The following is a 13,432-nucleotide window of genomic DNA, read 5'->3' on the forward strand; positions in this document are numbered from 1 at the left end:
ACCGGACCGCCTGCCGGACCGCCTACCGAACCGCCTGACGTCCCCGGCCGGCCGGGCAGGGCCCACGGCCCGGCCGACCGGGTCTAACCTGGCCGCCATGGCGATCGACCTCCGCGACCCCGACCCCGCCTACCTCGCCTTCTGGCGCGAGCGGCACGTCTGCACCCTCACCACCCTGCGCCCCGACGGCTCCCCGCACGTCGTGCCCGTCGGTGTCACCTACGACCCCGAGGCACGGATCGCCCGGGTCATCTGCGACAAGAGCGGCCGCAAGGTCGCCAACGTCCAGGCCGCGGGCCCCGGGGGCGCCCGGGTCGCCGTGTCCCAGCACCAGGGCAAGCGCTGGGCCACCCTCGAAGGCCGCGCCGTCGTCCGCACCGAGGCCGACGCCGTCGCCGACGCGGTGCGCCGCTACGCGGAGCGCTACGAGCGCGTGCCGCGGCCGAATCCCGACCGGGTGGTCATCGAGATCGCGGTCACGCGGGCGCTGGGCCGGGGCTAACGCCCTCTACCCTCCCCTCAGACAGCGCCACCACCGCTGAGACGGGCCTCGAACCCGTCGAAAATGGCCCGCAGACCGAACTCGAAGGTGCTGTCCGGCGCGGCGGCGTAGCCGGTGGCGGCGGCCGTGCCGAGCCGCTCGCGCAGACGCGGGAAGCCCATGGCGACCTCGGTGGCCCGCGCCATGGTCTCGGCCATCTGCTGCTCCGCGTCGCCATCCTTGCCCAGCCGCCGGTTCAGCGAGACCTCGGAGGCGGGCCCCAGGGCGCTGCCGACCACGAAGAGGAACACCGTTCCGGCCGCCCGGTCCGCGTCGGCGGCCGCGAAACCCGCCTTCTCGTAGAGGGCGAGGGTGTGGTCGTCGTAACGGGACTTGCCGGGCCCGTAGAGGAAATGGCTGCCGAACGCCTGCCCGAGCCACGGATGCCGGGTGAGCATGGCGTGCATGCCGGTGGCCATGGCGGTGGCGGCCGTCCGCCAGTCGTCGGCATCGAGGTCGGGCAGCGCCACCTCGCCCCAGACCTCGTCGCCCGCCAGCCGGACCAGATCGTCCTTGGTCTTGATGTGCCAGTAGATCGCCGTGGCGGCCGAGCCCAGCCGTTTGCCCAGGCTGCGCATGTTGAGACCGTCCAGCCCCTCCTCGTCCAGCAGCGTGATGGCGGCACGGACGATCTGGTCTGCGGTCAGGGTGTTCCGAGGCATGCCCATCACCCTACTTGAACTAAGTGCAGGACCTGCCCTACGCTGCACTTGCACTTAGTTCAAGTCGGTGGAGGGGAAAGCGATGTCGCAGGAGCAGCTGGCCGGGTTCGTCGAGGCCAAGGCCGAGGAGCTGGGCGTCCCCGGCGTGGCCGTCGGGGTGCTGATGGACGGGCGGGAGACCTACGCGTCCCACGGCGTGACCAGCCTGGACAACCCGCTGCCCGTCGACGAGCGGACGCTGTTCCACCTGGCCTCGGTAAGCAAGACCTTCACGGCGACGGCGCTGATGCGCCTGGTGGAGGCAGGGAAGGTGGACCTGGACGCGCCGGTGCGCCGGTACGTCCCCGAGCTCGAACTCACCGACGAGGAGACGGCGGAGCGCATCACCGTCCTCAACCTCCTCAACCACACCGGAGGCCTGGACTGGGCCCTGATCGACACCGGCGAGGAGGACGGCACCCTGCCCTCGTACGTGGCGAGGATGGCCCAGCTCCCCCTCATCGCCCCGCCGGGCGCCCGCGCCTCGTACAGCCAGGCCGGCTACAACCTGGCTGGACGGATCATCGAGAAGGTCACGGGACTGAGCTTCGAGAAGGCCATATCCTCGCTCGTCCTCGAACCCCTGGGCCTCTCGAACACCTTCTACGACCCCGAGGACGTGATGATCAGGCGCTTCGCCGTCGGCCACAACCGCGGCGAGGACGGAACGATGCGGTCCGCCCAGCCCTGGAAGGCGTTCCGGCCCGGCGACCGCGCCAACAACCCCGGCGGGGGCATCGCTTCCTCGGCGAGCGACCTCCTGAGCTGGGCCCGCTTCCACCTCGGCACAACCCCCGGCGACAGCGTCCTCCCCGAGGACGCACTGCGGCACATGCAGCGGGAGACGGTCGCCCTGCGCGGCAGCACGCTCGGCGACGCCTTCGGCATCGCCTGGTTCCTGCGCGACGTGGACGGCGTCCACACCATCGGGCACGGCGGCTCGGGCAACGGCCAGTTCGCGGAGCTCCTCATCGTGCCCGAGCGGAACTTCGCCGTCGTCGCCCTCTCCAACGCCGGCCCCGACGGCTACGTCTTCAACCAGGCCGCCGTCCGCTGGGCCCTGGAGCGCTACCTCGGCGTGGTCGAGCACGCCCCGGAACCGCTGCCGTACGACGCGACCGAGGCACGCGAGGTCGTCGGCCACTACGAGAACGACGCCATGAACCTCGACATCGCCACGGACGGCTCCCGCCTCACGCTCGCGGTCGGCATCAAGCCGGAGATCCGCGAGGCGTCGGACATGGAGATGCCCCCGGACTACCCCGCCGCCGCGATGGGCCTCCTGCCCGGGGACGGCGACGAATACGTCATCACCGAGGGCGGCCTGGCGGACCAGCGCGGCTTCTTCACCCGCGACGATGCCGGCACGATCATCGGGGTCGACCTCGCCGGTCGCCTCTTCGTCAGGCGGGATGATCGCCGCCGCGGCCAGGCGCGGGGGCGCACAGCAGCGAAATCCCCCCTGCCGTGGGCGATCCGAGACCGAGCGCCACAGCCCTAGGGCGGCCCGGCGGGGTCGTGGGTGATCAGGTCGCCCGGCTGGCACCGGAGGACATCGCAGATCCTCGACAGGGTCGAGAAGCGGATGGCCTTGGCCCGCCCGTTCTTGAGCACGGACAGGTTGACGACGGTGATGCCCACCTGCGCGGACAGTTCGGTGAGCGTCATGCCGCGCTCGGCGAGGATCCGGTCGAGGTGGATCCGGATCGAGTGGAGTTCCTCTTCGGGCATCAGATGGTCCCTTCGAGGTCCTCTCTCATGCGCACGCCCTCGCGCATGATCTTCCCCATGATCATCGCGGCGAGGCCGGCAAGGATGAGCACCTGCGGCCCGGCGACCACCGGCCCGGAACCCGCGACCGGCGCCATGCTCCCGACGAGCCACGACTGCGACCAGCCTACGACCAGCCCGGCCAGCGGCGTGCCCACGGCGACGAACCAGCCGAGAACGGAGAGCCGTCGCGCCACCGTCTCGGTGAACGGCCCCTCCAGCATCACGGCCTTGAGCAGCCGCGAGAAGAGCAGCAGCGCGAGGGAGCCGAACAGCAACCAGGGCAGCTCGCCCCCGAGGTCGGCGGCGCGCTGACCCGTGGAGGGATCGCGCTGACAGAGGCGCTCGGCGCTGCTGGACGCGTCCACGCCCTTGCCGACGGGCAGGCTGTCCGCCAGCGAGGCATTGCGCCAGAAGCCCGTCTGCACGCAGACCGCCCCGTCGTCGAGCATGTGCGTGATGCCCTTGCCGACGAAGGTGAGCCCGCAGAGCACCCCCAGCGCGAAGGTCACCGAGGCCAGGGTCCTCGTCAGTCGCGTGTTCATCGCGCCTCCTATCGTTTTTCGATATGCCCGAGACTAGAGGACCATATCGATATTCGACAAGTCCACGGGCGCTGCCGAGCCCACCCGGCAGGCCTGGCAGGGGCTTGCGCCGCCGGAGCGAAGCGGAGGCGGGCTTCAGGGGCGGCGGGGAGGGAGCCGGGACTGCGAGGCAGCGGGATCGCGCATCAGCGGGCTTGGCCGCACCTCTCTCGTCACAACGTCACCCCAGGGCACTGCGGATGTCGCGGATCATCACGTACGCCCGGTGGAACACATCGGCCGCCGTGAACCGCAGAATCCGCCGCACCTCCGGACACGCGGACAGGTCATTGAACCTGACCGTGTCCCGCTGGTGTTGTGCCCTGCTCCCGTGCCACGCGTACCCCTCGATCTCAACGACCAGCCCCCGCGCCCGGAAGAAGAAGTCCGGGTACGCGCGTCGCCCATTGGGCGTGACCAGCAGCACCTGTGTCTCCGGGTGCAGCCCGGCATCGTGCATTCGCAGCCGGGCCAGCGTCTCGGCCGGTGACCCGGCCCTGGGATCGGCCAGTAGCAGCCATTCCACGGCCACCTTGGCGCCCCGCATCACTGGCGCACGGTCCAGCGACCGCCGGACATCGTCCAGAGACGTCAGTGACCCCCGGGAGCAACGTGACCCGGGCGCCCGGCTGGGCCGTCGGCTCAGCGCCGAGTCGACCGCCACCAGCGCCTCGTCCCGTGGCCCCGACCGCAGGAGGTCGGCCAAAGTCCGCGCCACAGTGGTGACCTTCAGGCCACCGGCCATCGTCGTGGTTTCGTCCGGGTCCAGGGGCAGCCGGTGGAGCGTGCCGCCACCCACCCTGTGGCGGCTGGCCGGCGGCCCTGTGAAGTCGAGCCGTCGCTCGGTGTGGGTCTCGAGGTCATGGAGCTCGGCAGCCGCCCAATGGCTGACGACCAGTTGGGGGCGCGCCAGCTGGTATGCCCCCAACACCTCACGGTGCCCCGGGACACGGCCCGGCCGGAGCCAGGCGTCGAGGCGGACCCGAGTCCAGCCCTCCCGCTGGAAAAACCGGTTCGCCTGGCGTTGGTTCAGCCCGAGTGGGCGCAGTTGGCTCGCGACCACGAGGCCGCCTTGGGCAGCGGCCAGGGCACTGATGTCGTCCCCCGTCATGGGGTGAGTGTGGGGGAAGGGAGGGGCGCGGTGCCACGCCTGTGGATAACCCCGGATGGGTTGGGGTGGGGTGGTCGCGGCGACCGCGAAGGGGGACGGAGAGGGGTCAGATGTCCATTCTGCCCGCCTTTGTGGCCCATATGAGGGCGGCGAGGGCGGGGGGTGCGGTCACTATGACCGTGCCGGGGGCGTCGCTTTCGCGGAGGCGGATGCCGCCGTTGGCGGCGCTGACCTCGACGCACTCATTCCCGGGAGTGCTGGCCGAGTACGTGCTCTTCTGCCAGGCAACCTTTGACACCATCTCGTCCTTACATCTGCTGTGCAATGCGGCGAATAAAGTCTCGCGATCCAGACGGCGACAAGGCGGCCCGCCCTACCACGCCGAGCACCCTTCGATAGTTCGCCAGCTGGCGCTCGTCGTCCACGAAGGTGCTGCCATGAACCCTGTCGATCTGGACGGTGTCCAGCCGCCTTACAGGGGCTTCCGCGTAGAGCATCGGAAATGAACCCGCGACGAAACCATCCCGCTCGAAGGGGATGACACGCACAGTGACACCGGCCCTATCAGTCATGTCCAGGATGAAACGCAGCTGGTCATGCGCCACCTTCCGATCTCCCACCCTGATCCGGAGCGCCGCCTCGTGGATGAAGACATCAAGCCTCAGCACAGGCTTGCGGTCGAGTACCTGGCGGCGCCCGACACGGAAGTCCACGACTGCCTCGACCTCTTCCTCGGACAACTCGTGCATGTCATTGCTGTACAGCGAACGTACGTATTCGGCGGTCTGCAAGATCCCTGGAACGTGCACCACTTGGAACGAATTCAGGCACACCGCATGGTGCTCAAGCTCGGCCACATCCAGGGTCAGCGGGTCGACAACACCTCGATACTTCTCCCACCAACCTCGCCGCTGCCTGCCCGTCATGGCAACAAGGACGTTCACCAGCGACTCATCTGTACAGCGATAATGGCCAGCCAGCGCGCACAGGCGACCCTCACTCACTGCCACACGCCCGGACTCGATGTAGGACATCTTGCCCGGATCGACGCCGATCACCCGGGCAGCTTCCACCGCCGCGACCCCCGCGCACTCCCGCAGCCTCTTGAGCTCCGTCCCCAATCGCACTTGGCGGGCAGTGGGGTTCGTTCTGGGCGGCATTGACTTCCCTCCCTCTCGCAGGCCTTGCCTGGAGCGCACTCTGCCACGCCGCCACCCCAGCGAGCGAACTTTCCCCAACAGGTTGCGAAGGGCCAACATTCGTCCCTACGTTGAGTCGTGCGCCGCTCACAGAGCGGCCACATCCGGCCGCCCCGGAAGCGCATCGCCCTGCCCGAAACCATGGGCGCGGCGGCATCGACACCGGCGACTCGGCCACCAACACCCCACCGCAGGAGGCGACATGCTGCTGCACCTTCCTCCCACCCCGAAGCCATCCCCCGCCCCGGACGTCGAACCGTTCGAGTACCGCCTGCTCATCCCCCACGACGCCCGCGCCGTCCAGGTCGCCCGCACGACCATCCGCGCCACCCTCATCGCCCACGGGCTACGCGAACTCATCGGCCGGACCGAGCTGTTGGCAGGGGAAATGCTGACGAACACGATCGTGCACACCACCAGCACCGCCGAGCTGACGCTCGCCTGGTCGCAGTGGGGGACCCTGCGGGTCGTCGTACGGGACGCGTGCGCGAAGACGCCCGCGCTCCGCACGGCAACACGCCCGTTCGACAGCAACGGGCGCGGGCTGCGCCTCCTCCAGGCACTCGCGGACCGGTGGGGTTACACCCCGCTGCACCGCGACCTCTACGGCGAGGAGACCAAGACCGTCTGGTGCGAGATCAGCCACAGGGTGCCCGCAGCGTGGGCGGCGGCGGCCACATGAACGCACGACGGGCCCGTCACCCACACACGTGGGTGACGGGCCCGCGGGCCGAGCGGAAAGCTCAGCCGTGCTTCTTCTGCTCCCGCTTCGGTCGCCAGACCACCAGCGCGCTGGCCTGCTGGACGTCCTGGTACGGGACCAGGTCCCGGCGGTACGACGCGTGGACCTGCGCCTCGCGCTGCTGCATCGCCGCGGCCGCGCCGTCGACGATGGACTGGAGCTCGGCGACGCGAGCGCTCAGCGCGGCGACCTGGTTCTCCAGCTCGATGATGCGCTTGATGCCGGCCAGGTTGATGCCCTCGTCCTGGCTCAGCTGCTGCACCTGGCGCAGGAGCTCGATGTCGCGCGCCGAGTAGCGGCGGCCGCGCCCGGCCGTGCGGTCGGGAGAGACCAGGCCGAGGCGGTCGTACTGCCGCAGGGTCTGCGGGTGGAGACCCGACAGCTGGGCCGCCACGGAGATGACGTAGACCGGTGACTCAGCGGTGAGCTCGTATGGATTGCGTCGGCGGCCGATTCCTTCCATGGGTCACGCTCCCTTCGCGGCCTGGAACAGCTCCGCGCGCGGGTCCTCATCAGCTGTGGTCTCGCGGTAGGTCTCCAGGGCTTCCCGGGCCTTGTCGCTCAGTTGGGTGGGCACGGCGACGTCGATGGTGACCAGGAGGTCGCCGCGGGTGCCGTCCTTGCGGACCGCGCCCTTGCCGCGGGCGCGCATCGTCCGGCCGTTGGGCGTGCCGGCGGGCAGCTTGAGGGTGACCGGCGGGCCGCCGAGGGTGGGGACCCGTACCTCGCCGCCGAGGGCCGCCTCCGTGAAGGTGACGGGCACGGTGATGGTGAGGTTGTCGTCCTTGCGCCCGAAGACCGGGTGGGAGCCGACGTGGACGACGACGTAGAGGTCGCCGTTGGGACCGCCGCGCTCGCCCGGGGCGCCCTTGCCGCGCAGGCGGATCCGCTGGCCGTCGGAGACTCCGGCGGGGATGCGGACCTGCATGGTGCGGGAGGACTTGGCCCGGCCGCTGCCGTGGCAGACGTCGCAGGGGTTCTCGGGGATGAGCCCGCGGCCCTTGCAGTCGGGGCAGGGGTCGGTCAGCGAGAAGCCGCCGCCCGAGCCGCGCGACACCTGGCCGGTGCCGACACAGGTCGGGCAGACCCTGGGCGTACCGTTTTTGTCGCCCGTGCCGGAGCACGCCTTGCATGCCGCCGAGGAGGACATCCGCAGCGGGACGGTGGCGCCTTCGACCGCCTCGGTGAAGTTGAGCGACACCTCGGACTCGATGTCCTGGCCCCGCCGGGGCTGGGTGCGGGGACCGCCGCCGCCCCGGTTGAAGAGGCCGCCGAAGACATCGCCCAGCCCGCCGCCGAAGCCGCCGGCTCCGGCGCCGGTGCCGGCACCGCCCTGGGCGCCTCCGAAGAGGTCGCCCAGGTCGAAGTTGAACGAGCCGCCGCCGCCCGGCCCGGCACGGAAGCCTCCGTTGCCGAACAGGGCGCGGGCCTCGTCGTACTCCTTGCGACGCTTGGGGTCGGCCAGGACGTCATTGGCCTCGGAGATCTCCTTGAAGCGCTCCTCGGCCGAGGCGTCGCCCTTGTTGGCGTCCGGGTGGAACTCGCGGGCGAGCTTCCGGTACGCCTTCTTGATCTCCGCCTCGGTGGCGTCCTTGGAGACGCCGAGGACCTTGTAAAGGTCCTTTTCCAGCAAGTCCCTGCTGAGGCTCATCCTCGGCGTCCCTCCTTCCCGTCACTCATGGCGTCAGCCCTCTTCCGGGCCACCGCTCTCCTCGTCGGACTCCTCGCCCTTGGGGCTCGCGCCCGGCTGCGGCTCGGCCACCGCGACGCGCGCGGGGCGGATGGTCCGCTCGCCGATGCGATACCCCGGCTGGAGGATCTGCACGCACGTCGTCTCGGTGACGTCGGGCGCGTAGGCGTGCATCAGCGCCTCGTGGACCAGCGGGTCGAAGGGCTCGCCCTCCTTGCCGAACTGCTGGAGGCCCATCTTGGCGACGATGGTCTCCAGCGACTCGGCGACGGACTTGAAGCCGCCGACCAGCTCGCCGTGGTCGCGGGCGCGACCGATGTCGTCGAGGGTGGGGAGGAGCTCGGACAGAAGGTTCGCCACGGCGACCTCCTTGACCGCGACCCGGTCCCGCTCCACCCGGCGACGGTAGTTCTGGTACTCGGCCTGGAGCCGCTGGAGGTCCGCGGTGCGCTCACCGAGCGCGGCCTGGGACTGGTCCAGCTGTGCCTGGAGGCCAACCTCGACGAGGTCCTCGGCCGCGGCCGGGCCGGCCGGGGCCGCCTTGTCGGCGGACCCGGCGGCCTTCGCCGCGTCGTCGGGGGTCGTGGCGTCGGAGGTGCCTTCAGGCTTCTCGTTCTCGTCGAAGCCCGGGGTCTCCTCCGTCACGCCGACGCACCGCCCTTCGGCTTCTCGTCGTCGACGATCTCGGCGTCGACGACGTCGTCCTCGGCCTTGGCCTGCTGGCCGCCGGGGGCACCGGCGCCCGCGGCACCGGCGGCGCCCTGCGCGCCCTGGGCGTCGGCGTACATGGCCTGGCCCAGCTTCTGGCTGACCGCGGCGACCTTCTCGGTCGCGGTGCGGATCTCGGCCGAGTCCTCGCCCTTGAGCTTCTCCTTGAGCTCGGCGACGGCGGTCTCGACCTCGGTCTTCACCTCGGCGGGAACCTTGTCCTCGTTGTCCTTGAGGAACTTCTCCGTCTGGTAGACGAGCTGCTCGCCCTGGTTGCGGGTCTCGGCGGCCTCGCGGCGCTTGTGGTCCTCCTCCGCGTACTGCTCGGCCTCCTCGCGCATGCGGTTGACCTCGTCCTTCGGCAGCGAGGAGCCGCCGGTGACGGTCATCTTCTGCTCCTTGCCCGTGCCCAGGTCCTTGGCGGTCACGTGCATGATGCCGTTGGCGTCGATGTCGAAGGCGACCTCGATCTGCGGGACGCCGCGCGGGGCCGGCGGCAGGCCCGTCAGCTCGAACATGCCGAGCTTCTTGTTGTACGCCGCGATCTCGCGCTCGCCCTGGTAGACCTGGATCTGCACGGACGGCTGGTTGTCCTCGGCCGTCGTGAAGATCTCGGAGCGCTTGGTCGGGATCGTGGTGTTGCGCTCGATCAGCTTGGTCATGATGCCGCCCTTGGTCTCGATACCGAGGGACAGCGGGGTCACGTCGAGGAGCAGGACGTCCTTGACCTCACCCTTGAGGACACCGGCCTGGAGGGCGGCGCCGATGGCGACGACCTCGTCCGGGTTGACGCCCTTGTTGGCCTCCTGGCCGCCGGTCAGCTCCTTGACGAGCTCGGCGACGGCGGGCATACGGGTGGAGCCACCGACCAGGACCACGTGGTCGATCTCGGAGAGGGCGATGCCCGCGTCCTTGATGACGTTGTGGAAGGGGGTCTTGCAGCGGTCGAGCAGATCTGCGGTCAGCTGCTGGAACTGGGCGCGGGTGAGCTTCTCGTCCAGGTGGAGCGGGCCCTCGGCGGACGCCGTGATGTAGGGCAGGTTGATCGAGGTCTCGGTGGACGAGGACAGCTCGATCTTCGCCTTCTCGGCGGCCTCACGGAGACGCTGGAGCGCCATCTTGTCCTTGGACAGGTCGACGCCGTGGCCGTTGGCGAACTGCTTGACCAGGTAGTCGACGACGCGCTGGTCCCAGTCGTCACCACCGAGGTGGTTGTCACCGTTGGTGGCCTTGACCTCGACGACGCCGTCGCCGATCTCCAGCAGCGAGACGTCGAAGGTGCCGCCACCGAGGTCGAAGACCAGGATGGTCTGGTCGTCCTTGTCCAGGCCGTAGGCCAGGGCGGCCGCGGTGGGCTCGTTGACGATGCGCAGGACGTTCAGGCCCGCGATCTCGCCGGCCTCCTTGGTCGCCTGACGCTCGGAGTCGTTGAAGTACGCCGGGACGGTGATGACCGCGTCGGTCACCTTCTCGCCCAGGTACGCCTCGGCGTCGCGCTTCAGCTTCTGCAGGATGAAGGCGCTCATCTGCTGCGGGTTGAAGGACTTGCCGTCGATCTCGATCTTCCAGTCAGTGCCCATGTGGCGCTTGACGGAGCGGATCGTCCGATCGACGTTGGTGACGGCCTGGCGCTTGGCGACCTCGCCGACCAGCACCTCACCGTTCTTCGCGAAGGCGACGACGGACGGCGTGGTCCTGGCGCCCTCGGCGTTGGTGATGACGGTGGGCTCACCGCCTTCGAGAACACTGACGACGGAGTTCGTCGTACCCAGGTCGATGCCGACCGCACGTGCCATGTCGATTCCTCCAGCTGACTTGAGTGGAACAGACTCAAGGGTGCAACAGGGAGGAAAAACTGTCAACAGACCTGAGTCGGGCCCGCTCAACTTTTATGTCAGCCTTACGGTCACCCGGGGACACGGGAGGGGTGCGGGAGGCCCGCGAAGGGTTGCCTGCGCGACGCAGATCACCGGCGATGCGGGTATATCGCGCGCGGGAGAGTGAGTAGTCTCGAACGGACTGGATAAGTTACCGATTAGTAATCCCGCTCTCCCACCCGGAGGAGCCCTCCCATGCAACTCGCCGCGATCATCGTGTCGCTGGTCCTCATCGCGGTCGGCGTCGCGCTGTTCGGCCGTGCCCTCCTCCAGATCTACCGCTTCGTACGGCTCGGCCAGCCCGTACCGGCGGGAGCCCGCACCGACGAACCGGTACAGCGCACGGTCACGGTGGCCAAGGAGTTCCTCGGCCACACCCGTATGAACAAGTGGGGCGTCGTCGGCGTCGCGCACTGGTTCGTGGCGGTGGGCTTCTTCTCGCTGCTGCTGACGATCGTCAACGCCATCGGCCAGCTCTTCAAGGCCGACTGGATCCTGCCGGTCATCGGCGACTGGGCGCCGTACAACGTCTTCGTCGAGTTCGTCGGCACGATGACCGCGCTCGGCATCCTGGTGCTCATCGTCATCCGGCAGCTGAACCGGCCGGGCGGCGCGGGCCGCAAGTCCCGCTTCGCCGGCTCCAACACCGGCCAGGCGTACTTCGTCGAGTCCGTCATCCTCATCGTCGGCGTCTGCATCTTCATGCTGCACGCCCTTGAGGGTGCCCAGCACCATGTGGACGGCTACGAGGCCTCGTTCTTCATCTCGTACCCGGTCGTCTCGTGGCTGGAGGGAATGGACCTCTCCACCCTCCAGAACCTCACCTATTTCTTCGCCGGGCTGAAGATCGCGACGTCCTTCATCTGGATGATCACGGTCTCGCTGAAGACGGACATGGGTGTGGCCTGGCACCGCTTCCTGGCCTTCCCCAACATCTGGTTCAAGCGCGAGTCCAGCGGCGACGTGGCGCTGGGCGCGCTCCAGCCGATGACCAGCCGCGGCGAGCCGATCGACTTCGAGGACCCGGCGGAGGACGCCGTCTTCGGCGTCTCGAAGGTCGAGGAGTTCTCCTGGAAGGGCATCCTCGACTTCTCCACCTGCACCGAGTGCGGCCGCTGCCAGTCGCAGTGCCCCGCCTGGAACACCGGCAAGCCCCTCTCCCCCAAGCTCCTGATCATGGCGCTGCGCGACCACGCGCACGCCAAGGCGCCGTACCTGCTCGCGGGCGGCGGCAAGGATGCCGAGGGCGAGGAGAAGGGCACCGAGGAGCAGCTGAAGGACGTCCCGGCGGCGGCCCTGGCCGAGGCCGAGCGCCCGCTGATCGGCACGCTGGAGGAGAACGGCGTCATCGACCCGGACGTGCTGTGGTCCTGCACCACGTGCGGCGCGTGCGTCGAGCAGTGCCCGGTCGACATCGAGCACGTCGACCACATCGTCGACATGCGCCGCTACCAGGTGATGATCGAGAGCTCCTTCCCGTCCGAGGCGGGCACGATGCTCAAGAACCTGGAGAAGAAGGGCAACCCCTGGGGCCTGGCCAAGAAGCAGCGGCTCCAGTGGACCAAGGAGGTCGACTTCGAGGTCCCGGTCGTCGGCAAGGACATCGAGGACCTCACCGAGGTCGACTACCTCTACTGGGTCGGCTGCGCCGGCGCCCTGGAGGACCGCGCCAAGAAGACCACCAAGGCCTTCGCGGAGCTGCTGCACATGGCGGGCGTGAAGTTCGCCATCATGGGCGGCGACGAGAACTGCACTGGTGACTCGGCCCGCCGTCTGGGCAACGAGTTCCTCTTCCAGCAGCTCGGGCAGCAGAACGTCGAGATGCTGAACATGGCGTTCGGCGAGGACGCGGAGGAGGGCGTCAAGGTCGAGAAGGCGAAGAAGAAGATCGTCGCGACCTGCCCCCACTGCTTCAACACCATCGCGAACGAGTACCCGCAACTGGGCGGCGAGTACGAGGTCATCCACCACACGCAGCTGCTCCAGCACCTCATCGACGAGGGCAAGCTGATCCCCGTCACCCCGGTCGAGGGTCTGATCACCTATCACGACCCCTGCTACCTGGGCCGCCACAACAAGGTCTACACCCCGCCGCGCGAGATCATCGCCAAGGTGCCGGGCCTGCGCAACGAGGAGATGCACCGTCACAAGGAGCGCGGCTTCTGCTGCGGCGCCGGCGGTGCGCGCATGTGGATGGAGGAGCGCATCGGCAAGCGCATCAACAACGAGCGCGTGGACGAGGCGCTGTCCCTCAACCCGGACATCGTCTCCACTGCCTGCCCCTTCTGCCTCGTCATGCTGACCGACTCGGTCAACGGCAAGAAGAACGACGGCAAGGCCAAGGAGTCCATCCAGGTCGTCGACGTGGCCCAGTTGCTGCTGGAGTCCGTGAAGATCCCGGCCGCGCCGGAGGGCGACGGCGAGCCGGCGGACGCGCCGGAGCCGGACCCGGAGCCGGTGAAGTAGCCGCTTCCGGAGCGCACGTACGGCCGGGCCCCGCGACGACTGT

General features: G+C 69.2%; 14 protein-coding genes. 4 read left to right on the plus strand and 10 right to left on the minus strand.

The annotated features are described in order from the left end of the window. Positions 1-97: 97 nt before the first annotated feature. Positions 98-502: a TIGR03618 family F420-dependent PPOX class oxidoreductase gene (locus AB0E98_RS10095; protein ID WP_361700771.1), complete on the plus strand. Its 405-nt coding sequence runs from the start codon at positions 98-100 to the stop codon at positions 500-502. Positions 503-519: 17 nt separating this feature from the next. On the opposite strand, the gene AB0E98_RS10100 is transcribed toward AB0E98_RS10095, so the two are convergent. Continuing rightward, positions 520-1,203: a TetR/AcrR family transcriptional regulator C-terminal domain-containing protein gene (locus AB0E98_RS10100; protein ID WP_361700773.1), complete on the minus strand. Its 684-nt coding sequence runs from the start codon at positions 1,201-1,203 to the stop codon at positions 520-522. Between the two features lie 82 nt (positions 1,204-1,285). Between AB0E98_RS10100 and AB0E98_RS10105 the strand changes: the two genes are divergently transcribed. Then, the gene (locus AB0E98_RS10105) at positions 1,286-2,743 is read left to right on the plus strand and encodes a serine hydrolase domain-containing protein (protein ID WP_361700775.1); all 1,458 of its coding nucleotides are present in this window, start codon (positions 1,286-1,288) and stop codon (positions 2,741-2,743) included. On the opposite strand, the gene AB0E98_RS10110 is transcribed toward AB0E98_RS10105, so the two are convergent. From AB0E98_RS10110 to AB0E98_RS10130, 5 genes are all read right to left on the minus strand, one after another. After that, positions 2,740-2,973 carry a helix-turn-helix transcriptional regulator gene (locus AB0E98_RS10110; RefSeq protein WP_361700777.1) on the minus strand — a complete coding sequence of 78 codons (234 nt, stop codon included), beginning with the start codon at positions 2,971-2,973 and terminating at the stop codon, positions 2,740-2,742. The genes AB0E98_RS10105 and AB0E98_RS10110 overlap by 4 nt on opposite strands. Continuing rightward, positions 2,973-3,557 (minus strand): DUF2975 domain-containing protein, encoded by a 585-nt coding sequence (locus AB0E98_RS10115; RefSeq protein WP_361700780.1) that lies wholly within the window; start codon positions 3,555-3,557, stop codon positions 2,973-2,975. Before AB0E98_RS10115 ends, AB0E98_RS10110 begins: the two co-directional genes overlap by 1 nt. Before the next feature lie 220 nt (positions 3,558-3,777). After that, a complete protein-coding gene (locus AB0E98_RS10120; RefSeq protein WP_361700782.1) occupies positions 3,778-4,707 on the minus strand; it encodes a hypothetical protein in 930 nt (309 codons plus the stop codon). 106 nt (positions 4,708-4,813) lie between these two features. After that, the gene (locus AB0E98_RS10125; RefSeq protein ID WP_361700785.1) at positions 4,814-5,005 is read right to left on the minus strand and encodes a DUF397 domain-containing protein; all 192 of its coding nucleotides are present in this window, start codon (positions 5,003-5,005) and stop codon (positions 4,814-4,816) included. 10 nt (positions 5,006-5,015) lie between these two features. Further along, the gene (locus AB0E98_RS10130) at positions 5,016-5,867 is read right to left on the minus strand and encodes a helix-turn-helix transcriptional regulator (RefSeq protein WP_361700788.1); all 852 of its coding nucleotides are present in this window, start codon (positions 5,865-5,867) and stop codon (positions 5,016-5,018) included. 241 nt (positions 5,868-6,108) lie between these two features. Between AB0E98_RS10130 and AB0E98_RS10135 the strand changes: the two genes are divergently transcribed. Further along, the gene (locus AB0E98_RS10135; RefSeq protein ID WP_361700790.1) at positions 6,109-6,588 is read left to right on the plus strand and encodes an ATP-binding protein; all 480 of its coding nucleotides are present in this window, start codon (positions 6,109-6,111) and stop codon (positions 6,586-6,588) included. A gap of 61 nt (positions 6,589-6,649) precedes the next feature. Here the strand turns inward: AB0E98_RS10135 and AB0E98_RS10140 are convergent, their stop codons facing one another. The 4 genes from AB0E98_RS10140 to dnaK are packed head-to-tail and all read right to left on the minus strand — an operon-like array spanning position 6,650 to position 10,842. Then, complete coding sequence (locus AB0E98_RS10140; RefSeq protein WP_361700793.1) at positions 6,650-7,111, minus strand: helix-turn-helix domain-containing protein; 462 nt, start codon at positions 7,109-7,111, stop codon at positions 6,650-6,652. Positions 7,112-7,114: 3 nt separating this feature from the next. Continuing rightward, positions 7,115-8,299, minus strand: a complete 1,185-nt coding sequence (dnaJ, locus tag AB0E98_RS10145; RefSeq protein WP_361700795.1) for a molecular chaperone DnaJ — start codon at positions 8,297-8,299, stop codon at positions 7,115-7,117. A 33-nt stretch (positions 8,300-8,332) separates the two neighbouring features. Next, positions 8,333-8,983, minus strand: a complete 651-nt coding sequence (gene grpE / locus AB0E98_RS10150) for a nucleotide exchange factor GrpE (protein WP_361700797.1) — start codon at positions 8,981-8,983, stop codon at positions 8,333-8,335. Further along, entirely contained in the window at positions 8,980-10,842 is a 1,863-nt protein-coding gene (gene dnaK, locus AB0E98_RS10155) for a molecular chaperone DnaK (protein WP_361700800.1), read from the minus strand. The genes grpE and dnaK overlap by 4 nt, the downstream gene beginning before the upstream one ends. A gap of 276 nt (positions 10,843-11,118) precedes the next feature. Here dnaK and AB0E98_RS10160 point away from each other — a divergent pair, with 276 nt between their 5' ends. Continuing rightward, positions 11,119-13,389 carry a (Fe-S)-binding protein gene (locus AB0E98_RS10160; RefSeq protein WP_361700802.1) on the plus strand — a complete coding sequence of 757 codons (2,271 nt, stop codon included), beginning with the start codon at positions 11,119-11,121 and terminating at the stop codon, positions 13,387-13,389. The last annotated feature ends 43 nt before the right edge of the window (positions 13,390-13,432 follow it).

The organism is Streptomyces sp. NPDC037389, from assembly GCF_040636475.1.
GTDB classification, from domain to species: Bacteria; Actinomycetota; Actinomycetes; order Streptomycetales; family Streptomycetaceae; genus Streptomyces; species Streptomyces hesseae.